Annotated in this window: 26 protein-coding genes; 18 read left to right on the top strand and 8 right to left on the bottom strand. The window is 69.9% G+C overall.

Features of this window, described 5'->3' with window-relative positions; all coding sequences use genetic code 11:
* Positions 1-4 precede the first annotated feature (4 nt).
* From ESP57_RS14870 to glmM, 4 genes are all read left to right on the top strand, one after another.
* Positions 5-1,003, top strand: a complete 999-nt coding sequence (locus ESP57_RS14870; protein WP_129232099.1) for a tRNA pseudouridine synthase A — start codon at positions 5-7, stop codon at positions 1,001-1,003.
* 174 nt (positions 1,004-1,177) lie between these two features.
* On the top strand, positions 1,178-1,624 hold the full coding sequence (rplM, locus tag ESP57_RS14875; protein WP_129232100.1) for a 50S ribosomal protein L13: 447 nt from the start codon (positions 1,178-1,180) through the stop codon (positions 1,622-1,624).
* 43 nt (positions 1,625-1,667) lie between these two features.
* Entirely contained in the window at positions 1,668-2,153 is a 486-nt protein-coding gene (gene rpsI, locus ESP57_RS14880; RefSeq protein ID WP_056010812.1) for a 30S ribosomal protein S9, read from the top strand.
* Positions 2,154-2,176: 23 nt separating this feature from the next.
* Positions 2,177-3,541, top strand: coding sequence for a phosphoglucosamine mutase (gene glmM / locus ESP57_RS14885; protein WP_056010809.1), 1,365 nt, complete (start codon positions 2,177-2,179; stop codon positions 3,539-3,541).
* A gap of 45 nt (positions 3,542-3,586) precedes the next feature.
* Here glmM and coaA read toward each other — a convergent pair whose 3' ends face one another.
* Entirely contained in the window at positions 3,587-4,543 is a 957-nt protein-coding gene (gene coaA, locus ESP57_RS14890) for a type I pantothenate kinase (protein ID WP_056013123.1), read from the bottom strand.
* Positions 4,544-4,601: 58 nt separating this feature from the next.
* On the opposite strand from coaA, the gene glmS reads away from it, so the two are divergent.
* The 10 genes from glmS (at position 4,602) to ESP57_RS14940 (ending at position 12,850) form a co-directional block, all read left to right on the top strand.
* Positions 4,602-6,452 (top strand): glutamine--fructose-6-phosphate transaminase (isomerizing), encoded by a 1,851-nt coding sequence (glmS, locus tag ESP57_RS14895; protein ID WP_129232101.1) that lies wholly within the window; start codon positions 4,602-4,604, stop codon positions 6,450-6,452.
* 25 nt (positions 6,453-6,477) lie between these two features.
* Entirely contained in the window at positions 6,478-6,846 is a 369-nt protein-coding gene (locus tag ESP57_RS14900; protein ID WP_056010803.1) for a holo-ACP synthase, read from the top strand.
* Positions 6,843-8,003 carry an alanine racemase gene (alr, locus tag ESP57_RS14905; RefSeq protein ID WP_243648545.1) on the top strand — a complete coding sequence of 387 codons (1,161 nt, stop codon included), beginning with the start codon at positions 6,843-6,845 and terminating at the stop codon, positions 8,001-8,003. The genes ESP57_RS14900 and alr overlap by 4 nt, the downstream gene beginning before the upstream one ends.
* A gap of 29 nt (positions 8,004-8,032) precedes the next feature.
* Positions 8,033-8,560, top strand: a complete 528-nt coding sequence (gene tsaE / locus ESP57_RS14910; protein WP_243648546.1) for a tRNA (adenosine(37)-N6)-threonylcarbamoyltransferase complex ATPase subunit type 1 TsaE — start codon at positions 8,033-8,035, stop codon at positions 8,558-8,560.
* A 10-nt stretch (positions 8,561-8,570) separates the two neighbouring features.
* On the top strand, positions 8,571-9,206 hold the full coding sequence (tsaB, locus tag ESP57_RS14915; protein ID WP_129232103.1) for a tRNA (adenosine(37)-N6)-threonylcarbamoyltransferase complex dimerization subunit type 1 TsaB: 636 nt from the start codon (positions 8,571-8,573) through the stop codon (positions 9,204-9,206).
* On the top strand, positions 9,203-9,772 hold the full coding sequence (rimI, locus tag ESP57_RS14920; RefSeq protein ID WP_129232104.1) for a ribosomal protein S18-alanine N-acetyltransferase: 570 nt from the start codon (positions 9,203-9,205) through the stop codon (positions 9,770-9,772). The genes tsaB and rimI overlap by 4 nt, the downstream gene beginning before the upstream one ends.
* The gene (gene tsaD / locus ESP57_RS14925) at positions 9,769-10,836 is read left to right on the top strand and encodes a tRNA (adenosine(37)-N6)-threonylcarbamoyltransferase complex transferase subunit TsaD (RefSeq protein ID WP_056010783.1); all 1,068 of its coding nucleotides are present in this window, start codon (positions 9,769-9,771) and stop codon (positions 10,834-10,836) included. Before rimI ends, tsaD begins: the two co-directional genes overlap by 4 nt.
* A gap of 128 nt (positions 10,837-10,964) precedes the next feature.
* Positions 10,965-11,453 carry a DUF4190 domain-containing protein gene (locus ESP57_RS14930; protein ID WP_115961253.1) on the top strand — a complete coding sequence of 163 codons (489 nt, stop codon included), beginning with the start codon at positions 10,965-10,967 and terminating at the stop codon, positions 11,451-11,453.
* Between the two features lie 7 nt (positions 11,454-11,460).
* Entirely contained in the window at positions 11,461-12,171 is a 711-nt protein-coding gene (locus ESP57_RS14935) for a DUF4190 domain-containing protein (RefSeq protein WP_243648547.1), read from the top strand.
* Positions 12,172-12,181: 10 nt separating this feature from the next.
* Positions 12,182-12,850, top strand: a complete 669-nt coding sequence (locus tag ESP57_RS14940; protein ID WP_129232105.1) for a DUF4190 domain-containing protein — start codon at positions 12,182-12,184, stop codon at positions 12,848-12,850.
* Between the two features lie 12 nt (positions 12,851-12,862).
* Here the strand turns inward: ESP57_RS14940 and ESP57_RS14945 are convergent, their stop codons facing one another.
* The gene (locus ESP57_RS14945; protein ID WP_129232106.1) at positions 12,863-14,050 is read right to left on the bottom strand and encodes a class I SAM-dependent methyltransferase; all 1,188 of its coding nucleotides are present in this window, start codon (positions 14,048-14,050) and stop codon (positions 12,863-12,865) included.
* A gap of 317 nt (positions 14,051-14,367) precedes the next feature.
* Here ESP57_RS14945 and groES point away from each other — a divergent pair, with 317 nt between their 5' ends.
* The 3 genes from groES to ESP57_RS14960 all read left to right on the top strand — a co-directional run bounded on the left by groES (position 14,368) and on the right by ESP57_RS14960 (position 17,364).
* Complete coding sequence (groES, locus tag ESP57_RS14950) at positions 14,368-14,664, top strand: co-chaperone GroES (RefSeq protein WP_056010764.1); 297 nt, start codon at positions 14,368-14,370, stop codon at positions 14,662-14,664.
* A 183-nt stretch (positions 14,665-14,847) separates the two neighbouring features.
* Positions 14,848-15,804 (top strand): EamA family transporter RarD, encoded by a 957-nt coding sequence (rarD, locus tag ESP57_RS14955; protein ID WP_424220003.1) that lies wholly within the window; start codon positions 14,848-14,850, stop codon positions 15,802-15,804.
* A 264-nt stretch (positions 15,805-16,068) separates the two neighbouring features.
* Positions 16,069-17,364 (top strand): ABC transporter substrate-binding protein, encoded by a 1,296-nt coding sequence (locus ESP57_RS14960; protein WP_056010762.1) that lies wholly within the window; start codon positions 16,069-16,071, stop codon positions 17,362-17,364.
* Between the two features lie 510 nt (positions 17,365-17,874).
* Here ESP57_RS14960 and ESP57_RS14965 read toward each other — a convergent pair.
* Genes ESP57_RS14965 through ESP57_RS14980 form a run of 4 tightly spaced genes read right to left on the bottom strand, consistent with a single transcriptional unit; the run spans position 17,875 to position 21,680 of the window.
* Complete coding sequence (locus tag ESP57_RS14965) at positions 17,875-18,642, bottom strand: ABC transporter ATP-binding protein (protein WP_056010754.1); 768 nt, start codon at positions 18,640-18,642, stop codon at positions 17,875-17,877.
* On the bottom strand, positions 18,629-19,543 hold the full coding sequence (locus ESP57_RS14970) for an ABC transporter ATP-binding protein (protein WP_056010751.1): 915 nt from the start codon (positions 19,541-19,543) through the stop codon (positions 18,629-18,631). The genes ESP57_RS14965 and ESP57_RS14970 overlap by 14 nt, the downstream gene beginning before the upstream one ends.
* Positions 19,533-20,513: a branched-chain amino acid ABC transporter permease gene (locus ESP57_RS14975; protein ID WP_056013115.1), complete on the bottom strand. Its 981-nt coding sequence runs from the start codon at positions 20,511-20,513 to the stop codon at positions 19,533-19,535. Before ESP57_RS14975 ends, ESP57_RS14970 begins: the two co-directional genes overlap by 11 nt.
* A gap of 15 nt (positions 20,514-20,528) precedes the next feature.
* Complete coding sequence (locus tag ESP57_RS14980; protein ID WP_327019803.1) at positions 20,529-21,680, bottom strand: branched-chain amino acid ABC transporter permease; 1,152 nt, start codon at positions 21,678-21,680, stop codon at positions 20,529-20,531.
* A 402-nt stretch (positions 21,681-22,082) separates the two neighbouring features.
* On the opposite strand from ESP57_RS14980, the gene guaB reads away from it, so the two are divergent.
* A complete protein-coding gene (guaB, locus tag ESP57_RS14985) occupies positions 22,083-23,585 on the top strand; it encodes an IMP dehydrogenase (protein WP_056010745.1) in 1,503 nt (500 codons plus the stop codon).
* On the opposite strand, the gene ESP57_RS14990 is transcribed toward guaB, so the two are convergent.
* Complete coding sequence (locus tag ESP57_RS14990) at positions 23,582-24,061, bottom strand: GNAT family N-acetyltransferase (protein WP_424220007.1); 480 nt, start codon at positions 24,059-24,061, stop codon at positions 23,582-23,584. The genes guaB and ESP57_RS14990 overlap by 4 nt on opposite strands.
* A gap of 39 nt (positions 24,062-24,100) precedes the next feature.
* Positions 24,101-25,252: a MalY/PatB family protein gene (locus ESP57_RS14995; RefSeq protein WP_129232107.1), complete on the bottom strand. Its 1,152-nt coding sequence runs from the start codon at positions 25,250-25,252 to the stop codon at positions 24,101-24,103.
* Positions 25,253-25,266 lie beyond the last annotated feature (14 nt).

Raw genomic sequence — 25,266 nt, forward strand, 5'->3', positions numbered from 1 at the left:
GGGCATGGTCGCCCCCGAACCCGTCGCATCGCCAGGCCCCGGTCCCCGCCCGGAGCCAGGCGCCGGCGCGTCCGGCGACGGTGCCTCCGACGCCGAGCAGGTCCGCCTGCGGCTCGCGATCGCGTACGACGGCACGGACTTCAACGGATGGAGCCGTCAGCCCGGGCTGCGCACGGTCCAGGGGGTCGTCGAAGACGCCTTGGGGGTGCTCTTCCGGCGCACGGGCACGTCGCCGCGACTGACGGTCGCCGGGCGCACCGATGCCGGCGTGCACGCCGTCGGACAGGTGGCCCACTTCGACGTTCCGCCGGCGGCACTGGCGTCGGTGACGCGGCCGCGCCGTGGGCACGACTCCGGGTCGGATGACGCGGAGCCCCCAGGAGTGCTGCTCCGCCGGCTCACCGGGATCATCGGGGCATCCGATTCCGATGTCGTGGTGACGGCGGCCTCGCTCGCGCCCGACGGGTTCGACGCGCGCTTCTCCGCCATCTGGCGCCGCTACGAGTACCGCATCGCGGATTCCGCCGCCGCGCGCGATCCGCTGGATCGGCACCGTACCGTCTGGCGGCCGCGCGGACTCGACACGGAGCGAATGGATGCCGCAGCGCACACCCTGCTCGGCCTGCACGACTTCGCCGCGTTCTGCAAGCCGCGGGCCGGTGCCACGACCATCCGCACCCTGGAGTCCTTCCGATGGCGACGCGACGCCGATGGCGTGCTCGTGGCATCGCTGCAAGCCGACGCCTTCTGCCATTCGATGGTTCGCGCGCTGATCGGAGCCGCGGTCGCGGTCGGCGAGGGCCGCCTCGACGTCGATGCTCCCGCCGAGCTGCTGCGCGCCGGGGAGCGGACGAACGCGTTCATGGTCATGCCGGCGAAGGGGCTCGTGCTCACCGAGGTCGGCTACCCCGATGATCACGAACTCGAGATCCGGGCGGCGCAGACGCGAGCGCGGCGCCGACTCAACGTCCAGGTCGACGATGAGGCGGATGCGGGGGAGTGAGGCGGCGTCGATTGGACGCGTGCCCCTGGAGCCGCTAAGCTTGCCCTTTGGTGCCGTCCTCTGCGGCGGCATCCGAAGTTGAGCCCTCCACCAGGGCGTTCGAACGCATCGCGGTCGAACACCCACCGGAGTGGGATTCACGAACCCCTCACTCGATCAGAAAGCAGTAGTTCCGTGACGCGCACGTTCACTCCCAAGCCGTCCGACATCCAGCACGACTGGGTCGTCATCGACGCAACCGATATCGTTCTCGGTCGCCTCGCGAGCCACACCGCAGCCCTGCTGCGCGGCAAGCACAAGGCGATCTTCGCGAACCACGTCGACACCGGTGACTTCGTCATCATCGTCAACGCCGACAAGGTGGCCCTCACCGGCCAGAAGCTCGAGCAGAAGAAGGCCTACCGCCACTCGGGCTACCCGGGCGGTCTCACGGCCGTCAGCTACGCCGAGCTCCTCGAGAAGAACCCCGTCCGCGCCGTCGAGAAGGCGATCCGCGGCATGCTCCCGAAGAACTCGCTCGGTCGGGCCCAGCTCAAGAAGCTGAAGGTCTACACCGGCCCGGAGCACCCGCACGCGGCTCAGCAGCCGAAGCTGTACACCCTCACCCAGGTCGCCCAGTAATTCCGGCACCCTCGACGTTCTCGAAATAAGGATTCACACCACCATGGCGAAGATCGCAGACCAGATCGAAGCGGCTCCCGAGAGCTACACCACCGAGAGTGCCCCCGAGGCAGCTCCCACCGCCCCCCGGGCCGTGCTCAACGTGTCGGGCGCGGCCGTCGGCCGTCGCAAGCAGGCGATCGCCCGCGCGCGCCTCGTTCCCGGCGCCGGCAACATCACCGTCAACGGCCGCGAGTTCGCGGCCTACTTCCCCAACAAGCTGCACCAGCAGCTCATCACCGACCCGTTCACGGTGCTCGAGCTCATCGGCTCGTACGACGTGGTCGCGAAGATCACGGGTGGCGGCCCCTCGGGCCAGGCAGGCGCGCTGCGTCTCGCCATCGCCCGTGCACTGAACGAGATCGACCGCGAGAACAACCGCGCGACGCTCAAGAAGTCGGGCTTCCTCACGCGTGACGCTCGCGTCATCGAGCGCAAGAAGGCCGGTCTCAAGAAGGCCCGCAAGGCGCCGCAGTTCTCGAAGCGCTGATCCCAGCGTCCGGTTCTCCGTACATGCCTCGGCTTTTCGGAACCGACGGGGTCCGGGGCCTGGCCAACCGTGAACTCACGGCTGACCTGGCCCTGGGCCTCGCCCAGGCGGCTGCCGCCGTCCTCACCCAAGGGCGCCACGCCGACGAGCTTCGCGCCGCCGGCCGGCGTCCGGTCGCCGTCGTGGCACGCGATCCGCGTGTCTCCGGCGAGTTCCTCACGGCCGCCGTGTCGGCCGGACTCGCGAGCTCCGGTGTCGACGTGCTCGACGCCGGGGTCATCCCGACCCCCGCGACGGCGTTCCTCATCGACTCGATCCGCGCCGACTTCGGCGTGATGATCTCGGCGTCGCACAACCCTGCGCCCGACAACGGCATCAAGTTCTTCTCCTACGGCGGCACGAAGCTTCCCGATGAGGTCGAAGACCGCATCGAGTCGTTCCTCGGCAAGCAGAAGCTCGCTCCCGTCGGCGACGGCGTCGGTCGCATCCGTCGGTTCGCCGATGCCGAGGACCGCTACGTCGTGCACCTGCTCGGTACGCTGCCGCACCGCCTCGACGGCCTCAAGGTCGTGCTCGACTGCGCCCACGGCGCGGCCGCGGGCGTCTCGCCCGAGACGTTCAAGGACGCCGGCGCCGAGGTCATCGTCATCGGGGCCGACCCCGACGGCATGAACATCAACGACGGCGTCGGCTCGACGCACCTCGAGCAGCTGCAGGCCGCGGTCATCGAGCACGGCGCCGACCTCGGCATCGCCCACGACGGCGACGCCGATCGCTGCCTCGCGGTGGACGCCGACGGCAACATCATCGACGGCGACCGGATCATGGCGATCCTCGCCGTCTCGATGAAGGAGCGCGGCACGCTCACCGACGACACGCTCGTCGTCACGGTCATGTCGAACCTCGGCCTGCGACGTGCGATGGCCGAGCACGGCATCCGCGTCGTCGAGACCAAGGTCGGCGACCGCTACGTCCTCGAAGCGCTGGCGGCCGAGGGCCTCGCGCTCGGCGGCGAGCAGTCGGGCCACGTCATCATGAGCGAGTTCGCCACGACCGGCGACGGAGTGCTGACGGGCCTGCATCTCGCGGCCGAGATGGCGCGCACGGGCAAGTCGATCGCCGAGCTCGCCTCGGTCATGACGGTGTACCCGCAGGTGCTCGTGAACGTTCGCGGGGTCGACCACCACGCCCTCGGCGCCGACGCGGAGATCGCCGCCGCGGTGGCCGCCGTCGAGGCCGAGCTCGGAGACAGCGGCCGAGTGCTGCTGCGCCCCTCGGGCACCGAGCCGATGGTTCGCGTCATGGTCGAGGCCGCCGACCAGGAGGCCGCCGAGCGGCACGCCGAGTCCCTCGCCGCCGTGGTGCGCGAGCGACTCTCCATCGCCTGATCCGACGCATCCCTCCGGGCCTCGCGCTCGGAGGGATGCGCTCGTTCAGAGCTTGCGGAGCAGCACGCTCGAGACCGTGTGGTCGGAGCCCTTCCGGAGCACGAGCGACGCGCGTGAACGCGTCGGACGGATGTTCTGCAGCAGGTTCGGCTCGTTGATCGAGTGCCAGATCTCGCGCGACCTCGCCCGCGCCTCGGCCTCGGTGAGGCTCGCGAATCTGTGGAAGTACGAGCGCGGGTTCGCGAACGCGCCCCGCTGCAGCTTCAGGAAGCGCTCCTCGTACCACCGGGCGATGTCGCTCGTGCGGGCGTCGACGTAGATCGTGAAGTCGAAGAGGTCGCTGACCGCGAGACGGTGGCCGGGGCCGGGAGGCTGCAGCACGTTCAGGCCCTCGACGATGAGCACGTCGGGCCGGCGCACGGTGATCTGCGCATCCTTCACGATGTCGTAGGCGAGATGCGAGTAGAACGGTGCGCGCACCTCGGCGGCGCCCGCCTTGACCTCGCTCACGAACCGCAGGAGCGCCCGACGGTCGTAGGACTCGGGGAAGCCCTTGCGCGCCATGAGCCCTCGGCGCTCGAGCTCGGCGTTGGGGAAGAGGAATCCGTCGGTCGTGATGAGTTCGACGCGAGGCGTGTGCTCCCAGCGGGCGAGCAGCTCGCGCAGCAGGCGCGCGATGGTCGACTTGCCGACCGCGACGGAGCCGGCGACGCCGATCACGAAGGGCGTCGACTCGAAGCGCTCTCGGAGGAACTCGCTCGTGACCTTGTGCAGCGACTTCGTTCCGCCGACGTAGAGGTTCAGCAGTCGGCTGAGCGGCAGGTAGACCTCGGCGACCTCGCGCGGATCGAGCGGCTCGCCGAGCCCGCGCAATTGCACGATCTCGGTCTCACGCAGGGGAGCGGGCATCGACGGCGCGAGCGCGGCCCAATCGGCACGATCGAGCTCGATGAAGGGAGAGATCTGCGCCGCGTGCGACGACGGACTCTGCGGATCGGGCACCGTGCCAGTGTAGTCAGGCGGAGCGGGCACCCAGCAGCGCGCCAGTAGAATCGCCTCCATGTGTGGAATCGTCGGATACGTCGGAGAGCGCAACAGCCTCGACGTCCTTATGGGAGGCCTTCGTCGCCTCGAGTACCGTGGCTACGACTCGGCAGGAGTGGCGATCGTCGATGACGACGGCGTCATGGAGACCGCCAAGCGAGCCGGCAAGCTCAAGGTGCTCGCCGACGAGCTCGAGGCGAACCCCCTGCACCGGGGCGGCACCGGCATCGGCCACACACGTTGGGCGACGCATGGCGGTCCGACCGACGGCAACGCCCATCCGCACCTCGGAGACGAGGGCCGGCTCGCGCTCATCCACAACGGCATCATCGAGAACTTCTCCGAGCTGAAGGCCGAGCTCCTCGCCGAGGGGCACACCTTCGAGAGCGAGACCGACACCGAGGTCGCCGCGGTGCTCCTCGGCCGCGAGTACCAGTCGACCGGCGACCTGCGTGCCGCCTTCCGCAACACCGTCTCGCGCCTCGACGGCGCCTTCACGCTGCTCGCGGTGCACCGCTCGGAGCCGGGCGTCGTCGTCGGCGCGCGCCGCAACTCGCCGCTCGTGATCGGCCTCGGCGACGGCGAGAACTTCCTGGGGTCGGATGTCGCGGCGTTCGTCGAGTACACGAAGCGCGCCCTGGCGATCGGCCAGGACCAGATCGTGGCGATCACCGCGGACGAGGTCGTCGTCACCGACTTCTACGGGCAGCCCGTCGAGGTCGAGCCGTTCGACGTGGCCTGGGACGCCTCGGCCGCCGAGAAGGGCGGCTGGTCGTCGTTCATGCGCAAGGAGGTCTCGGAGCAGCCCGAGGCCGTCGCGAAGACCCTGCTCGGCCGGGTCGTCGACGACCAGGTAGTGATCCCCGAACTCGAGTCGTTCGGCGACGACGAGCTCCGCGGCATCCGTCGCATCACGGTCATCGCGTGCGGCACCGCCTCCTACGCCGGCATGGTCGCGAAGTACGCGATCGAGCAGTGGGCACGGGTGCCTGTCGAGATCGAGCTCAGCCACGAGTTCCGCTATCGCGAGCCGGTGCTCGACGACCACACGCTCGTCGTCTCGATCAGCCAGTCCGGCGAGACCATGGACACGCTCATGGCCGTGAAGTACGCCCGCGAGCAGGGCGCCCGCACGATCTCGATCTGCAACACACAGGGCGCCACGATTCCGCGCGAGTCCGACGCCGTCGTCTACACGCACGCCGGCCCCGAGGTCGCAGTGGCCTCGACGAAGGCGTTCGTCGCGCAGATCGCCGCGCTCTACCTCTTCGGGCTGCACCTCGCGCGCGTGCGCGGCACGCTGTCGGCCGAGGAGATCGCCGTTCAGCTCCACGAGCTCCAGGCGGTGCCCGAGAAGCTCGAACTCGTGCTCGCCGAATCCGAGAAGGTCGCGCAGCTCGCGCACTGGATGGCGGACACCCGTTCGGTGCTCTTCCTCGGTCGCCATGTCGGCTACCCGATTGCGCTCGAGGGTGCGCTGAAGCTCAAGGAGCTCGCGTACATCCACGCGGAGGGCTTCGCCGCGGGCGAGCTCAAGCACGGTCCGATCGCCCTCATCGAGCCGGGCCAGCCCGTCTTCGTGGTCGTCCCGAGCCCGCGCGGCTCGGCGACCCTGCACCCGAAGGTCGTCTCGAACATCCAGGAGATCCGCGCTCGCGGCGCGCGGGTCATCGCGATCGCCGAGGCCGGTGACGCCGCGGTGCTGCCGTTCGCCGACGAGGTGCTGCGCATCCCGCTCGCGGCGCCGCTCTTCGAGCCGCTGCTCGCCGTGGTGCCGCTGCAGATCTTCGCGATGGAGCTCTCGCAGGCGAAGGGCCTCGACGTCGACCAGCCGCGCAACCTCGCGAAGTCGGTCACGGTCGAGTGAGCGTGCGGGTGCGGGAGACGGCGCCGTGATCGCGGGAATCGGCATCGATGTCGTCGACATCGCCCGGTTCGAGCGGTCGCTGGCCCGGACTCCCGCACTCCGCGAACGCCTGTTCGCTGAGAGCGAACGCGACCGCCCGGCCCGGTCGCTCGCCGCCCGGTTCGCAGCGAAGGAGGCGCTGATCAAGGCGCTCGGCGGCAACCCCGTCATCAGGTGGCACGACATGCGCGTCGTGCAAGACGTGCACGGCAACCCCGACTTCGAGCTGTCGGGCGCGATCGCCGAGCTCACCCGCAGCCTCGGCATCGATCGGGTGCATCTCACGATGAGCCACGACGCGGGCATCGCGAGCGCCTTCGTCGTGCTCGAGACCGGCACGGGGAGCGCATCGTGACCGCGGCGCCGCACGCAGCGGCTCCGGATGCCGCGGCGTCGCCGTTCCGCGAAGCGGTCGTCGATCTCGATGCCGTGCGCGAGAACATCCGCATGCTCGCCGCGGCCGTGGCGCCCGCGCGCACGATGGCCGTGGTCAAGGCGAACGCCTACGGACACGGCGCCGTGCCGGTGGCCCGAGCCGCGCTCGAGGGCGGAGCCGAGTGGCTCGGCGTCGCCGACATCGCCGAGGCGCACGCGCTCCGCGACGCGGACATCGGTGCGCCGGTCCTCGCGTGGCTCCACGACCCGGGTGCCGACTTCGGTCCCGCGATCGCGCGCGACATCGACCTCGGCGTCTCCTCGCTCGGCCAGCTCGAGGCGGTCGCCGACGCCGCGGCATCCGTCGGTCGAACCGCCAGGGTGCACCTGAAGCTCGACACCGGACTCAGCCGCAGCGGCGTGGCACCCGAGCACTGGGCGGGCACCGTCGCGCGCGCGGCCGAGCTCGAGGTCGCGGAACACGTGCTCGTGCGCGGTGTGTTCAGTCACCTCGCGAACACCTCGCCCGACGAGGACGCCGCGCAGCTCGAGGCGTTCGAGCACGGGGTCGAGCAGGCGCGCGCCGCCGGGCTCCGACCCGAGCTGCGGCACCTCGCCTCGACGGCAGGGGCGCTGCGCCTGCCCGCTACACGTCTCGACCTCGTGCGCATCGGCATCGGCGCGTACGGCATCCCCCCGTTCTGCGACGGCACGACCGCCGCGGAGCTCGGCCTCCGCCCGGCGATGACCCTGCGGGCGCGAGTCGCCGCGGTGCGACGCGTCGAGCCCGGCACCGGCGTCTCCTACGGGCACACCTGGCGCGCCGATCGCCCGACGAACCTCGCGCTCGTGCCGCTCGGCTACGCCGACGGCATCCCGCGCCAGGCCTCGAGCCGAGCCGAGGTCTGGATCGCGGGTGCCCGGCGCCCGGTCGTCGGCCGGATCGCGATGGACCAGTTCGTGGTCGACGTCGGCGATGATCACGTCGCGACGGGCGACGAAGTCGTGCTGTTCGGCGACCCGCGAACGGGAGCGCCGTCGGCCGACGACTGGGGCGACGCCGCCGACACCATCGGCTACGAGATCGTCACCCGCATCGGCCCGCGCGTGCCCCGCCGCTACCTCGGCGAGGCCTGATGCGGTTCGAGGCGTCCGACACAGAGGCCATGGAGGCCTTCGGTCGCGAACTCGGCGGCGTGCTGCGGGCCGGCGACGTCGTCGTGCTCACCGGCCCGCTCGGCGCGGGCAAGACCACGCTCACCCGTGGCATCGGCGCCGGACTCGGCATACGCGGGCCGGTGCAGAGCCCGACGTTCGTGCTCGCACGCACGCACCCGAGTCTCGTCGGCGGTGCTCCGCTCGTGCACGTCGACGCGTACCGGCTCGGCAGCGCGGCCCTGCTCGAGGACCTCGACCTCGACTTCGACCGTTCGGTCGTCGTCGTCGAGTGGGGCGCCGGCCTCGTGGAGGACATGACCGACTCCTGGCTCGAGATCGTCATCGAACGACCGACGGGAGCGAGCGTCGTCGATCCGCCAACGGATGTCGCGGGCAGCGCGTCCATCGACGGCGACGTCGACGCCGACGACCGCGTCGGCCTCGAGCCGGCACTCGACGCCGACGAACCCCGCATCGTCACCGCGACCGGACTCGGCCCCCGCTGGGCGGACACCCCGTACGCTCCGCCCGCGTAGGCTTGAGGGCATGCTTCTCGCGATCGACACCTCGACGGGCACGAGTGTCGCCGTCGTCGATCGCGATCAGGCCACGGGCGAACTGCGCCGCCTCGCCGAGACCGGCACCGACGACACGATGCGGCACGCCGAAGTGATCGGCGGGTTCATCAGGGATGCACTCGCGGCATCCGGCATCGATCGCCGTGAGCTGTCAGGCGTCGCCGCGGGCATGGGGCCGGGGCCGTTCACGGGCCTTCGCGTCGGCATCGCGGCCGCCCACGCCTTCGCCCTCGGCATCGACCGGCCCTTCGTGCCCGTGGTCAGCCACGATGCGATCGCCTGGAGCAGGTACTCGTCCGGCGACGCCGGACCGCTGCAGGTCGTCACCGACGCGCGTCGACGCGAGTTCGCCGTCTCCGAGTACGACGGACTCGACGGCGACGGGCTGCCCGTGCGCATCTCGGGCCCCGGGCTCGTGCCGCGCGGCGAGGTGCCCGCGGCACGCGGCATCCGCTTCGACGCGACGATCGTGTCGGCAGGCGCCATCGGCATGCTCGCCGAGCTCGCATACGCGGCGCGGCGACTGCCGCTCACGACCGATGCGCCGATCTACCTGCGCGCGCCCGACGTGACGCCATCGGCCGGCAAGAAGGTGCTGCGATGAGCGTGTTCATGCGGCGTGCGAAGGTCGGCGACCTCGACCGCATCATGGTGCTCGAGCGCGAGACCTTCGAAGACGATGCGTGGCCCGAAGACGCGATGCGCCGCGAGCTCGAGAGCCCCCATGCGTTCTACCTCATCGCGGTCGATGACGAGGCCGACGACGAGTCGGCCCGGCTGCTCGGCTACGCCGGCCTCCTCGCGCCCAAGGGCGGCGGACAGGGCGACATCCAGACGATCGCGGTCGCGCCGGCGATCCGCGGCATCGGGCTCGGACGCGGGCTCATGCATGCGCTCATCACCGAGGCCCGACGCAGGCACGTCGCCGAGATCTTCCTCGAGGTGCGCGCCGACAATCCCATCGCTCGCGCACTCTACGAGTCGCTCGGCTTCGAGGAGATCGGCATCCGCCGTCGCTACTACCGCGGCGGCATCGACGCCGTGCACATGCGACTGACGGTGCCGCCGGCGGTGGCCCGGCCCGCCGGGGCCGGCGCAGCAGGCGCGACGGGCGCGGCATCCGCCGAGCGGGTCGCGATCGACTCGCGAGACACGGAGTCGAAGCGATGAACCGCGAGGCGCCGCTGATCCTCGGCATCGAGACCTCGTGCGACGAGACCGGCGTCGGCATCGTCCGCGGCACGACGCTGCTCGCCAACACGATCGCCTCCTCGATGGACGAGCACGCACGCTACGGCGGCATCGTCCCCGAGGTCGCCGCGCGGGCCCACCTCGAAGCGCTCGGCCCGACGATCCGCGCGGCGCTCGCCGAGGCATCCGTCTCCCTCGACGAGCTCGACGCCGTGGCGGTGACGAGCGGCCCGGGCCTCTCCGGCGCGCTCATGGTGGGCGTCGGCGCCGCGAAGGCCCTCGCGCTCTCGCTCGACGTGCCGATCTACGCGGTGAACCACCTCGTCGGCCACGTCGGCGCCGACCTGCTCGACACCGCCGCGCCGCTCGAGACGCCGACGGTGGCGCTGCTCGTCTCCGGCGGGCACACCTCGCTGCTGCTCGTGCGCGATCTCGTCTCCGACGTCGAGCTGCTCGGAGAGACGATCGACGACGCGGCCGGCGAGGCCTTCGACAAGGTCGCCCGGCTCCTCGGGCTGCGCTACCCGGGCGGCCCCGAGATCGACCGGGCCGCGATCGGCGGCGATCCGCGTGCCATCCGCTTCCCGCGTGGACTCACGCAGCCGAAGGACCTCGCGGCCCACCGCTACGACTTCAGCTTCTCCGGCCTGAAGACGTCCGTCGCGCGCTGGGTCGAACAGCGTGAGGCGGCCGGTGAACCCGTGCCGCTCGCCGACGTCGCGGCGAGCTTCCGCGAGGCGGTCGTCGACGTGCTCGTCTCCAAGGCGATCGCCGCATGCACCGAGCTCGGCGTTCCGCGCCTCCTGCTCGGCGGCGGCGTGATCGCCAATGCGCGCCTCCGCGAGGTGGCGATCGAGCGAGCGGATGCCGCGGGCATCGCCCTCCGCATTCCGCCGCTGTCGCTCTGCACCGACAACGGCGCGATGATCGCGGCACTCGGCGCGCAGCTCGTCATGGCGGGGCATCCGCCGTCGACGCTCGATTTCGGAGCCGACTCGACCCTGCCGGCCACCGAGATCCAGATGGCGGCAGGTACCGCGTAGTCCGTGCGCCCGCGCGCGCGGCGCGATAGTGTGTGCGGGAGACCGGATGCCGCCGTCGCTGACGGCGCCCGACTGCGCCTGCCACTGTGGCGGGAACGCATTCGTCCACATCGAGGGGAACCCACACCGTGACCGATCCGAACCTTCCTGAGCAGCCCGCCGTTCCGCCGGTCCCGCCCGTGCCGCCGGCTTCTGCGCCGGTCCCGCCGGCCGCACCTGCCGCACCCGTGCCGCCGGCCGCAGCTCCCGCTGCTCCCGAGGCGCCGGTGTACGGCCAGCCGGCACCCGCCGCACCCGCCTACGGGCAGGCCCCGCCCGCCGCGCCCGCGTACGCCTCCGCACCGGCCAAGCCGGCGCAGGTGCTCAGCATCCTGTCGCTCGTGGGCGGCATCGTCGGCATCGTCGGGTCGTTCTTCTACTTCGGCCTGCTCTTCTCGATCGCCGCGGTCGTGCTCGGCTTCATCGCCAAGAAGAAGGAGCCGGCGTCGAAGGGCATGTGGCTGACCGGCATCATCCTCGGCTTCGTGGGCATCCTGATCGGCGTCATCTTCATCATCATCGCGATCATCGCGTTCGCCGTCCTCGCGAGCTACGGCAACACGTACGGAAACTACTGAGGCAGCCATGAGCGACCCCAAGAACCCTGATCTCCCCGAGGAGCCCGAGGTGCCCGAGGTGCCTGAGGTGCCTGAGCCCCTGGTGCCGAGCGAGCCCGAGCCCGACCTGCCGAGCGTGCCGGAGCCGACGGCGCCGAACGAGCCCGAACCCGTCGTCCCCGTCGAGGCGGTTCCCGTCGCCTCGGCGCCCGACGTGCCCGAGGTCCCGTCGGCGCCCGAGCCCCCCGCAGCGCCCGAGCCCCCCGCGCCGCCGGCTCCGCCTGCCCCGCCCGCTGCTCCGAGCTACGGCGCACCCGTGCCGCCCGCTCCGCCGAGCTACGGCGCTCCGACGCCGCCCGCCCCGCCGGCCTACGGCGCTCCGGCGCAGCCGGCATCACCGGCGTACGGCGCTCCCGCGCAGCCCGCCTACGGTGGCGCGTACGCTCCTGCCGCGCCGTCGAAGCCGACGCCCGTGCTCAGCCTGATCTCGCTCATCGCGGGCATCGTGGGCGTGCTCGGTTTCTTCGTCGTCTTCATGCCGTTCATCGGAGGCATCCTGCAGCTCTTCATCCCGGCTGCCGCCGTCGTGCTCGGTTTCCTCGGCAAGAAGAAGGAACCCGCCGCCAAGGGCATGTGGCTCACCGGCATCATCCTCGGCTTCGTCGGCATCGGCATCGCGCTGCTGTCGCTCGTGCTGTGGGGCGTGTTCTTCGCCGGCTACGGGGACTACTACTACTGAGGGGCATCCGATGACCGCGCGTGAGGGGGCTTCGCCCGACGGCGAGTCCCCCGATCGCGTTTCGGGGGAGCGCGCTTCGCCCGACGGCGAGACCCACGAGTCCGTCGATCGCGTTTCGGGGGAGCGCGCTTCGCCCGACGGCGAGACCCACGAGACCACCGATCGCGTTTCGGGGGGCGGCGAGTCGACGGCCATGCCGACGCCGCCTTTCCGGGCGCCGTCGGCTTCGGCCGATGAGTCGGCCGACGCTCTGGCGCCGACCGACCCGCTCGCCCCGTTCCAGCCGGCGGAGCCGACGTTCCGGGCCGAGCCGGCCGTGCGCGAGTTCGAGGTGCCGTTCGACACGGGTCAGCTGCAGTCGATCTCGACCGGCCAGCTCCTCATCGTGCACCGACCGGGCCTCGACACGGTCGAAGAGGCCGAGGAGCAGACGCAGCGGCGGGTGTACAGCTGGGTGGCTGCGGTCGTCGGCATCCTCGGCGCGGCGGCCTCGCTCTTCGTCGGCTGGATGCTGCCGCTCTCGATCGCCGCGATCGTGTTCGGCGTGCTCGGGCTCCGCCGCGAGGAGCACGGCCGCACGCTCGCCTTCGTCGGCATCGGCACCGGGCTCGCCGGACTCGTGTTCTCGGCCGTCTGGATCGGCTACTACGCGATCGTCTTCGGGGCGCTCCCGCGCTGATCCCGCGCGTCGTCAGATTCGCTCGACGAGCAGTGCGACGTGTCGACCGGCCTCTCGCGTCAGCACGATGGTCGCGGAGGCGGCGCCCTTCAGCTTCAGCCGTGTGCGGAGCTGCGCCGGGTCGACGTCGACGCCTCGCTTCTTGATCTCGAGCGTGCCGACACCACGTGCCGAGAGGGCCTGGCGCAACTGGCGTTCGTCGGCCGGCAGCCGTTCGAGCACGCGGAATCCGCGAGCGAACGGCGAGTCGAACGCGGTGTCGGACGTCAGGTAGGCGATTCCCGAGCTCAGCATCCACGCGCGGTTCGCGCGCGCGAGGTCGCCGATCAGGCGAGCCCGGATCACCGCGCCGTCGGGCTCGTAGACGTATTCGCCGAGCGGCCCGACGGGAGCATCCTCGCTGTCGGCGTCGGCGGTCAGCTCCTGCGCGGCGTCGCCGCGGATGACGAGCGCGGCGCGGCGGATCCCTGGCCGGGCGACCGAGCCGAACCAGACCCCGAGCTCGACGAGATCGCCGTCGACCGAGACCCACTGCGCCTCGGCCTCGGACGGGATCACGTCGCGGTCGGTACCCGGACCGAGCTTCACGCCGACGGGCATGCGCTCGCCGAGGCCGAAGGCGAAGTCGAGCGAGGGGGAGTAGGCCGAGGCATCCGCGAGCCTCGTCGTCGTGCCGCCGGCGGTGGTGCGCCTCGCCGGGTCGAGCCAGGCGCCGTCGATGCCGCCGAGGGCGACGTTCTCGGCCTGCTCGTGCAGCACGCGGACGTGGGAGAACGGCGTGAGGTTGTAGGCGGCGATCGCGGCGGTGACCTCGTCGGCCTCGGCCGCGGTGACCTCGAGGTCGATGGCGGCCATCGCCAGCGCATCGCCGCCGATGCCGCAACCGAGGTCGGCGACGTGGCGCACGCCGGCGCGGGAGAATCGGCCGGCATGCAGGGCTGCGACCTTCAGTCGGGTGGCCTGCTCGAGCCCGGCCTCGGTGAAGAGCATGCGCGAGGCGAACGGGCCGAACTTCGCCTCGGCCTTCGCGCGGAGCTTCGCCTGGCTGAGCACGGCGGCGACGAGGGTCGGCGGGTGCCCCTGCTTGCGGAGGTCTGCGACGGTCTTGACGATGTCGGCCTTCGAGTCCCAGTCGGGCAGTCCGTCGAGCAGGGTGAGGCCCTCGGGGGAGAGCAGTTCGACGAGTTCGGCGCGATCCACCCGGCAACGCTAGCACCGCGGGCCCGACGGCACGGTGCGATGCGAATCCCCATCCCGGCGGCAACGCTAGCACCGCGGGCCCGACGGCACGGTGCGATACGAATCCCCACCCCGGCGGCAACGCTAGCACCGCGAGCCCGACGCTCGGCTGCGGTGGAGCCGAGCGTCGGGCTGTGTTTCGCCAGTGGCTGAACGGGCTGGCACTCACGTTGCACGAGTGCCAAATCGCGCCTAGACTCGCCTTAGCACTCTCGCTCTGAGGCTGCTAACCAAGTCTTCGTCAAGACAGTTTTCTTCACAGAGAGAAGGGGTCAACCGTGTCGGTTTCCATCAAGCCGCTCGAGGATCGCATCGTCATCAAGCAGGTCGAGGCCGAGCAGACCACCGCATCCGGTCTGGTCATCCCCGACACCGCCAAGGAGAAGCCCCAGGAGGGCGAGGTCGTGGCAGTGGGCCCCGGCCGCATCGATGACAACGGCAACCGCGTCCCGCTCGACGTCGCAGTCGGCGACAAGGTGATCTACTCGAAGTACGGCGGCACCGAGGTCAAGTTCGGCGGCGAGGACCTCCTCGTCCTGTCGGCTCGCGACGTGCTCGCAGTCGTCGTCCGCTGACGCGCGACACGATCGATCCGAGGCCCGGACACCCCATGGGGTGCCCGGGCCTCGTCGTATTCCGGGCCCCGAGCGCCGCGCCATCCGCTGCGTCGGGGAATATGCCCGCGCACCGCCGCGCCTCGACCCGGCAGGGCTGACCGGCCGCCGATCGCGGTCGGTGCTCGGGCGTAGTCTGTGCAGGTGTCATCCCGCTCCGAGACCCAGATCCCCTCTGCGGCGAGTCCGCCGGACGGCGTCAGCCGCTCGGGGCTCGTCTACGCCATCGCCGCCTACGGGCTCTGGGGCTTCCTGCCGATCTACTTCATCGCGCTGGCTCCCTCCGGCCCGGTCGAGATCGTGGCGTGGCGGGTGCTCTTCTCGCTCGTCTTCTGCGCCCTGCTCATCCTGGTGACGCGGGCCTGGCGTGCGCTCGCCGTGCTGCTCCGCGATCGGCGCATCGTGCTCACGATGGGCCTCGCGGGCGTGCTCATCTTCATCAACTGGCAGACCTACGTGTTCGCCGCGACGACGAACCAGGTCGTCGAGGCGTCCCTCGGCTACTTCATCAACCCCATCGTCACGGTGTTCCTCGGCGTCTTCGTGCAGCGCGAGCGACTGAATCCGACGCAATGGACCGCCGTCGGCATCTCGATCGTCGCGGTGATCGTGCTCGCCATCGGCTACGGGCAGCTGCCGTGGATCGCGCTCGTCCTGGCGTTCTCGTTCGGGTTCTACGGCCTCATCAAGAAGCGCGTCGGGCCCAAGGTCGATGCCGTCTCGGGCCTGACGCTCGAGACCGTCTGGCTGGCGCCGCTCGCGGTCGTGCAGCTCGTCTTCGTGGCGATGACGACCGGGCTCACGATCGGCACCGTCAGCGTGTGGCACACGCTCCTCCTGATCGGGCTCGGCGCGGTCACCGCGGTGCCCCTCCTGCTGTTCGCCGCGGCCTCGCGCCGGTTGCCGCTCATCTTCATGGGCTTCATCCAGTACTTCGCGCCGTTCATCCAGTTCCTCGTCGGGGTGCTCATCCTGCAGGAGCCGATGCCGCCGGAGCGCTGGGTCGGATTCGGACTGGTGTGGCTCGCGCTCATCGTGCTGACGGTCGACCTCATCCGCGGCGTGCACGCCTCGCGCAGGGTGATCGCCGAGCCCGCCTGAGGCGTCGTCGAGCCCTGCGAACGACGCGGCGACGCGGTCGGGCGAGCGGATGCCGCGTGCGCGCGATCCTCGCGTGAAAGCTCGCGTTTCCGCCGATTCCGTGCGTCGAACCCCGCCGAGGTGTCGGCAGGGTAACGATTGATGCGGTGTTACACGGTTGTGACCGCAGCGTCTTGTTTCCGCCATGGGCGCGGAATACTGTCAGACAACGGCGTCACCATGGCGCTGCATTGTGTACCAATTCCTTCAGTCCCAAGGAGCAACATGAGCGTATTCGCGAAGGCCACGGCCAAGCGTTCGGCTCGCGCAGCCTGGACGGGTCTCGCCATTGCCGGCGTCAGCACCCTTCTCCTGTCTGCGTGCGCGTCGGGCGGCACGCCGTCGACCGAGACGGAAGAGCCGGGCGACGACACCGCCGGCGACGCCCTGCCCATCGAGGCCGGTGACCGTGACCTGACCCTCAAGGTCGGCACGATCCTTCCCCAGAGCGGCACGCTCGCATTCCTCGGCCCGCCCGAGGAGGCCGGTGTGGGCCTTGGCGCACAGGAGGTCAACGACGCGGACTCCGGCTTGAGCATGGAGGTCGTCTACCGCGACTCCGGCGACACCACGACCGACATCGCCACCGTCTCCGTGACCGACCTGCTCTCGCAGGACGTCTCGGCGATCATCGGTGCCGCGTCGTCGGGTGTCTCCTTCACCGTGATCGACCAGATCACCTCGGCGGGAGTCGTGCAGTTCTCCCCGGCGAACACCTCGCCCGACTTCACCGAGTACGAAGACGCCGGCCTGTACTTCCGCACGGCGCCCTCCGACCTGCTCCAGGGCGAGGTGCTCGGCACCCAGATCGCCGACGACGGTCACTCGACGCTCGGCCTGCTCGTGCTGAACGACCCCTACGGCACCGGCCTCGCGGCCGCGACCAAGGCGTCGTTCGAAGCAGCCGGTGGCGAAGTCGTCGCCGAAGAGCTCTTCAACACGGGCGACTCGAACTTCGACGCGCAGCTCTCGGCCATCTCGGCCTCGAACCCCGACGCCGTCGCAGTCATCACGTTCGACGAGGCGAAGGTCGTCGTGCCGGCGCTCGTCGGCTCGGGCTACCCCGGCGACCAGCTCTACTTCGTCGACGGCAACCTGTCCGACTACAGCGCGGACTTCGCGCCCGGCCTCATCGCCGGCTCGAAGGGCACGCTGCCCGGCCCGAAGCTCGAAGACGACTTCCGCGACCGACTCCTCGGAGTCGACCCGGACCTCGCCGACTTCAGCTACGGCCCCGAGTCGTACGACGCAACGGTCCTCATCGCCCTCGCGGCGTACGCGGCGAACAGCACCGAGGGTGCCGACATCGCCAAGTACCTGCGTCAGGTGTCTGGCGGTTCGGGCGACGGCGAGAAGGTCACGACCTTCGAAGACGGCGCTGCGCTGCTCGCAGAGGGCAAGCAGATCGACTTCGACGGTGCTTCCGGTCCCATCACGCTCGACGAGCACGGTGACCCGACCGAGGCGACCATCGGCGTCTACGAGTACGGCGACGACAACAAGTACACCCGCATCAACTAGTACGGGTACAACGTGAGCGGGTCCCGGCTTCGGCCGGGGCCCGCTTTCGCATGCCCGGAGCCCGGCGCCCTGAACGGCCGTGCCGTCGCGAGTCGACGCAACCCACCAAGCCGAGTCGCCGCCGGACTCGGACGCGCGACACGCCGTCGTGTCACGGCGTGCCGGCGATGTTCGTCCTGCGACCCGGCGAAGCGCTCGCGCTCGCGCCCGCTGTCTCGTGCGTCGGTCGATCACTGCGGCATTCGCGAAGGCTCGTCGAGGCCTCGACCGGCGTGAACGGCCGCAGGCGGGCGACAGCGGGACGCTGTGGCCTGCGCCGAGTATCCCGCCGCTGACGGCGTCGAGCGGCACTCAGGCGGGCTCACGGCGCCGGCAGCAGGACACCGGCGGCAGGGCCGAGCACCTCGATGGCGTGATCGGGCGAGCGGCGGCGCGACCGCAGGGCGCGGCGGGCAGCGAAGAGGGGCGGATGCCGCAGCATCCGCCCCTCTTGTCGTACCGGTGTGCCGGTCAGTCCTGCCCGAGCGTGCCCAGGTAGAGGCCGATGACCTTCGGATCGTTCAGCAGGTCGCGGCCAGTGCCCGTGTAGGCGTCGCGGCCCTGGTCGAGCACGTACCCGCGGTCGCAGATCTGCAGGCAGCGCCGGGCGTTCTGCTCGACCATGATGGTCGTGACGCCGGCGCGGTTGATCTCCTTGACGCGCAGGAACGCCTCGTCTTGACGCACCGGCGACAGGCCGGCGCTCGGCTCGTCGAGGAGCAGCACGTGCGGGCCCATCATGAGCGCACGCGACATGGCGACCATCTGACGTTCACCGCCCGACAGCGAGCCGGCGCGCTGGCCGAGCCGCTTGCCGAGTTCGGGGAAGATCTCGGTCACGAACTCGAGTCGCTCCTTCAACCCCTTGGGCTTCTGGAACAGGCCCATCTCGAGGTTCTCCTGGATGGTGAGCGACGGGAACACGTTGTTCGTCTGCGGCACGAAGCCCACGCCCTTGGCGACGAGCTTGTTCGCCTTCAGGTTCGTGATCTCCTCGCCGTTCAGGCGGATCTGCCCCTCGCGCACCTTCACGAGTCCGAAGATGGACTTGAGGAGCGTCGACTTGCCGGCACCGTTCGGGCCGATGATGCCGATGAGCTCACCCTGTCGCGCCACCAGCGAGCACGAGTTCAGGATGTTGACTCCCGGCAGGTAGCCAGCGGTGACGGCGTCGACCGCGACGACCTCGTCGCCGACGGGTTCGATCACCGCGCTCGCGGCGGATTCACTGTTCGTCATCGATGAGCTCCTTGATGGCTTCGACGTTCTCGGTCTCGGTGGCACCGAGATCGGTGTCGTGGTGCGCGCCGAGGTAGGCGTCGATCACGGCGGGGTTCTCCATGACGGTGTGCGGATCGCCCTCCGCCACGATGCGCCCCTCGGCCATGACCACGACCCAGTCGGCGATGTGGCGGACCATGTGCATGTCGTGCTCGACGAACAGCACCGTCATGCCCTGCGACTTCAGGTCGAGGATGTGGTCGAGCAGCGACTGCGTGAGCGCCGGGTTCACACCGGCCATCGGCTCGTCGAGCATCACGAGCGTCGGGTCGCTCATGAGGGCCCGAGCCATCTCGAGCAGCTTGCGCTGCCCGCCCGAGAGGCTCGCCGCGTAGTCGGTCTGCTTCGCGTCGAGCTTGAACCGCGTGAGCAGCTCGACCGCCTTCGCCTCGATCTCCTCCTCCTGCTTGCGCCAGATGAACGGGAAGACCGCGCGGAAGAGGTTCTCTCCGCTCTGGCCCTTCGCGCCGAGCTTCATGTTGTCGAGCACGCTGAGCAGGCCCAGTGCCTTCGTCAACTGGAAGGTGCGGATGAGGCCCATGCGAGCCACTCGATAGGCGGGCACATGCGCGAGCGAGCGCCCCTCGAACTCCCACTTGCCGGTGTCGGGCTTGTCGAAGCCCGTGAGCAGGTTGAAGAACGTGGTCTTGCCGGCGCCGTTCGGGCCGATGAGGGCCGTGATCGCACCGCGGGGGATCTCGACGTGGTCGACGTCGACCGCTTTCAGGCCGCCGAACGTGCGGGTGACCCCGTCGGCGATGAGGATCGGGTCGACCTTGCGGCATCCCGGTTCTGCTTCGCCGATGTGGAGGCCGGTGGTCTTCACCGGCTTGGACGTGGGAGTGACATCACTTGACAAAGGCCAGCTCCTTCTTGTTTCCGAAGATGCCCTGAGGCCTGAAGATCACGATCAGCATGATCGCGATTCCGACGAGGATGAACCGGAGCTGTCCGGCCTGCACCTGCGTCATGAACGGGAGCCAGCCCGCCTCCACTGCACGGGAGATGAAGCCCGAGAAGAAGGAGAGCAGCACCCAGAAGATCATCGAGCCGATGATGGGCCCGAGGATCGTGGCGGCCCCGCCGAGGAGCAGGATCGCGTAGACGAAGAAGGTGAGCGACGTCTGGTAGTTCGCCGGCACGACCGCTCGAGGCAGGATGAAGATCATTCCGGCGAGGGTGCCGTAGACACCACCGAGGATGAGGCTCTGCATCTTGTACGAGTAGACGTTCTTGCCCAGGGCGCGAACCGCGTCCTCATCTTCGCGGATGCCCTTGATGACGCGGCCCCAGGGGCTGCGCATGATGAGCCAGGTGAGCAGTGCCAGGAGCACCACGACGGTCCATCCGACGATCCGCAGCCACCAGTCGTACTCGTTGTACTGGAACGGGCCGAAGCCGTAGGTGCCCTTCGGAATCGGGTTCAGGGCCGCGAAGCTGCCCTTGTAGCCGTTGAGGCCCTGCGCCGAGCCGGTGATGGCCTCGAACGTGTTCGTCGTGAAGACGAGCCGCAGGATCTCGGCGGCCGCGATCGTGACGATCGCCAGGTAGTCGGCACGGAGACGCAGGGTCGGGATGCCGAGGATCAGTGCGAACACGACGGAAGCGCCGATGCCGACGAGCACCGCGGCCCACACCGGCAGGTTGAAGGAGAGCACCGAGATGGCGTAACCGTACGCGCCGAGGGCCATGAAGCCCGCCTGCCCGAAGTTCAGCAGTCCCGTGTATCCGAAGTGGATCGCGAGGCCGAGGGCCGCCAGTGCGTATGCCGCGGTCGTGGGGCTGATGAGCTCCTGCGCCGCGTTGGAGAAGATCTGAATCCAGTCGATCATGGTCGGTCCTCCTTAGCCGATTCTCTCGCGGCGACCGAGGATGCCCTGCGGTCGGAACAACAGCACGAGGATCAGCACGACGAGCGCGCCCACGTACTTCAGGTCGCTCGGCAGCCACAGCGTCGAGATCTCGATGAAGAGACCGACGATGAGGGAGCCGACGAGGGCGCCGAAGGCGGTGCCGAGACCGCCGAGGGTGACTGCGGCGAAGATCAGCAGCAGGATCTGGAAGCCCATGTCCCAGCTGACGCCGGGGCGGAAGTAGGCCCAGAGGATGCCGCTGAGGCCGGCCAGTGCTGCGCCGAGCACCCAGACGATGCGGATGACGCGGTCGACGTCGATGCCGCTCGCGGAGGCGAGGCTGGCGTTGTCGGCGACGGCGCGGGTGGCCTTGCCGATGCGGGTCTTCACGAGGAAGTACGCGACGGCGAGGAGGACCACGACCGAGACGATCATGCTGCCCACGTCGATCCAGGAGAGCTGGACCCCGCCGAACGACAGCTCCTTCGGGGCGGTGGCACCCGGCAGCTGCCGGGTCGCTCCGCCGTAGAAGAACTGGTACGTGTAGCGGATCGCGAGCGAGAGACCGATGCTCACGATCATGAGCGGGATGAGCCCGACGCCGCGTTTGCGGAGCGGTTTCCAGATCACCGCGTCGAGGGTCCAGCCGAGAGCGGCGCTCAGCACGATGGCGATCGCGATGGCCAGCCAGATCGGCCAGGCCAGGTCGACGCCGAAGCTCAGCACCATCAAGGCGCCGAAGGTCACCATCTCGGCGTGGGCGAAGTTCGAGAGGCCCGTCGTGCCGAAGATGAGCGAGAGGCCGATCGCCGCGAGTGCGAGGAGCAGGCCGAAGTTCAGGCCGTTGATCACTCGCTCGAGCAGCTGCGCGCCGAAGTTCGTGGTCGTGCGCTCACCCTCGCCGAGGAAGAAGTTCACGGCCTTGAGCTTCGTGAGCCCGAACTCGGCGGTGACGGTCGCGTCGCCCTTGGCGACGACGACGCCCTTGGGAAGGGTGTCCTCGTCGAGGGAGACCTTGTACTCGCCCTTCTCGGGCACGCCGATGCGCCATTTGCCGTCGACGTCGGTCTCGGCGTCGGCTTCGAAGCCACCGCCTTCGACTGAGATCTTGACGCCTTCGAGCGGCTCGCGATCGAATTGCACGTTCCCCGTGAAGAAGTACTCGAATTCTTCGGAAGCCTGGGCCGTACTCCCATCCTCCGCCATCGCAGGGGACGCTGCGATGCCGGACAGAGTGAGTGCGGACACGAGGATTCCGAGGAGAACGAGCCACCTCCCTGGAGACCGATGGGCGAGCGTTCGTGTGGGTTTCACTGCACCTCCAAGGGCGCCCCTCCAGCTGGTGGCCTTCGGGGTTCGGTCCTTACCTGTCGACAACGTCGTCGACAGTACGTGCCGATTATGTCTCATGTGTTTCGCTCATGAGGCAAACGGCGTTCGATTGTTATCCGGGAATGCCCGGGATGCAAACTCGCTTAACATTGATACTGCGAGCCCGACCACCGGCGCGCGGTATCTCGGGCAGAACTCGACACAAGGAGCGACATGGACCAGGCCGACCCGTTCGGACTCACAGGACTCACCTACGACGACGTCCTCCTGCTGCCTGGTCACACCGACGTGATCCCGAGCGAGGCCGACACGACCTCGCGCCTCACCCGCCGCATCAACGTCGCGACGCCGCTCCTGTCGGCCGCGATGGACACCGTCACCGAGGCGCGCATGGCCGTCGCCATGGCCCGTCAGGGCGGCATCGGCATCCTGCACCGGAACCTCTCGATCGCCGATCAGGCCGACATGGTCGACCGCGTCAAGCGCAGCGAGTCGGGCATGGTCTCCAATCCGGTGACGACGACGCCCGAGGCATCCGTCGCCGATGTCGACGCCCTCTGCGCGACGTACCGTGTCAGCGGCCTGCCGGTCGTCGACACCGACGGCAAGCTCGTCGGCATCATCTCGAACCGCGACATGCGCTTCGTCTCCGACTTCGAGAAGCCGACCACGACGGTGGCCGACGTCATGACGAAGATGCCGCTCATCACGGGCCGCGTCGGCATGAACCCCGATGAGGCGCTCGCGATCTTCGCGAAGCACAAGGTCGAGAAGCTGCCGCTCATCGACGACGAGGGCCACCTCACCGGCCTCATCACGGTCAAGGACTTCGACAAGTCGGAGCAGTACCCGAACGCGACGAAGGACAGCGAGGGCCGCCTCCGGGTCGGCGCCGCGATGGGCTTCTTCGGGGACGCGTGGGAGCGCGCAGAGGCGCTCCGCGATGCCGGCGTCGACGTGCTCGTCGTCGACACGGCGAACGGCGAGTCCGCCGGCGTGCTCGACATCATCCGCCGGCTGAAGACCGACCCGACGTTCGCCCACATCGACGTCATCGGCGGCAACGTCGCGACGCGCGAGGGTGCACAGGCGCTCGTCGACGCGGGCGCCGACGCCGTGAAGGTCGGCGTGGGTCCCGGCTCGATCTGCACCACGCGCGTCGTCGCGGGTGTCGGCGTGCCCCAGATCACGGCCGTCTACGAGGCGTCCAAGGCCACGAAGCCCGCCGGCGTGCCGCTCATCGCCGACGGCGGCCTGCAGTACTCGGGCGACATCGCGAAGGCGCTCGTCGCCGGCGCAGACACCGTCATGCTCGGCTCGCTGCTCGCGGGCACCGCCGAGAGCCCGGGTGAGCTCGTCTTCCAGAACGGCAAGCAGTTCAAGGCCTACCGCGGCATGGGCTCGCTCGGCGCGCTGCAGACCCGCGGACAGAAGACCTCCTACTCGAAGGACCGCTACTTCCAGGCGGATGTCCCGTCGGACGACAAGCTGATCCCCGAGGGGATCGAGGGCCAGGTGCCCTATCGCGGGCCGCTGGCGGCCGTCGCGTACCAGCTCATCGGCGGCCTCCGTCAGTCGATGTTCTACGTGGGCGCGCGCACGATCGCCGAGCTGAAGACAAAGGGCCGGTTCGTGCGCATCACGCCGGCGGGGCTCAAGGAGTCGCACCCGCACGACGTGCAGATCGTCGTCGAGGCGCCGAACTACACCCGCTAGAGCTCCTGGATGTAGCACAGCATGCGGTAGTCGGTGCCCGGCTCGACGTTCACGAATCCGTGGCCTTCGTAGAATCGCCGGGCATCGACGTCGTCCTCGTCGACGTTGATGTGCATCTCGCCGCCGCCTCGACGGAGCACTTCCGTGATCGCGTGCTGGAGCAGTGCGGTGCCGATACCCCCGCCGCGCAGGCCCGGCGCGACGTAGAGCTCATCGAGCACGGCGAGGGGTCCGTCGCAATACACGGTCGGGCGAAGCGTGACGACCGCGTAGCCCTGCGGCTCGGGCGGCGCACCTGCGAACAGCACGAACGCCGATTCGTCGGCGATGAGTTCGCGGTAGCGCGGCGTCAGCACCTCGCGGCTCGGCGTGGGCGAGTCGAACTCGACGGCGAACTCGACCTGCAGGCGGGCGGCGGTGGGGGCGTCGTCGGGCACCGCGAAGCGGATCCCGTGCGCGGGGTTCGATGCGGTCAACTGGTTCGGTCCCTTCCGTCCAGGGGCGCCGGCGTTCGCTCAGCGCGCGTCGGCGAGCCTCGTGACGGCTTCGCCGAGCACCTCGGGGGTGCACGCGAAATTCAGTCGTGCGTGTCCGCGGCCGACGCTCGCACCGAACGTCGGACCGATGCCGAGGGCCACCCGCGCGTGCTCGAGTGCATACGCCGCCGGATCATCGCCCCAGCCGAGCGCCGAGAGGTCGAGCCACGCGAGGTAGGTCGCATCGGGCATGCGGTAGCGAACACCGGGAAGCTCGTCGGCGAGGAGTTCGGCGAGCAGGCGTCGATTGTCGTCGAGGCTCGCGAGCACGCCGTCGAGCCAGGGCCCGCCGTGGCGGAACGCCGCGATGGAGGCGATCGACCCGAACTGGCTCATGCGCCACTCGACCTCGTAGGGGAGCGCAGTGCGCACGCGGTCGCCGCGCTCGCTCGCGGTGACGATGAGCGCCGCCTTCAGCCCCGCGATGTTGAACGCCTTCGTGGCCGCGGTCACGGCGACGCCGTGCTCGCGAGCTGCGTCCGAGACCGTGAGGAACGGCGTGTAGTCGACTCCCGGCTGCACGAGCGGCCCGTGCACCTCGTCGGCGACGATCGTGACGCCGTGACGGGCGGCGATGTCGGCGAGGGCGGCGAGTTGCGAGGCCGCCGGCACCAGGCCGATCGGGTTGTGCGGGTTGCAGAGCACCATCGCCCGCGCGCCGGCCGCGAACGCCGCGTCGATGCCGTCGAGGTCGAGCGCCCACCCCTCGTCGATGCCGCCGAGCATCGGCACCTCGACGACCCGGCCCGACGCCTCGGTCACGAGATCGAAGAAGGGCGGGTAGATCGGCGGGGTGATGACGACCCCGTCGCCCGGTGCGGTGACCCGGCGCAGCACCTCGACGATGCCCATGCTGACGTCGGCGGTGCAGGTCACCCGCGTCGGGTCGACGTCCCACCCGAGGCGGGTCGCCGCGAACCCCTGGAACGCCTCGGCGACCGGGAGGCTCCCGGCCGAGTAGCCCGTGTCGGAGCGGTCGACCGCCGCGTGCAGCGCGGCCTTGATGGGGTCGGCGAGCGGGTAGTCCATCTCGGCGACGGGCAGCGGCAGCACGTCGGCGTCGTACAGGCGCCACTTCGCACTGGTTCGCGTGCGGAGGACGTCGAGCGGCTCTGCTGCGATGCGTTGCATGATTCCAGCTTGCC

Origin of the sequence: Agromyces fucosus (genome assembly GCF_004134865.1) — a bacterium.
Taxonomy (GTDB): Bacteria; Actinomycetota; Actinomycetes; order Actinomycetales; family Microbacteriaceae; genus Agromyces; species Agromyces fucosus.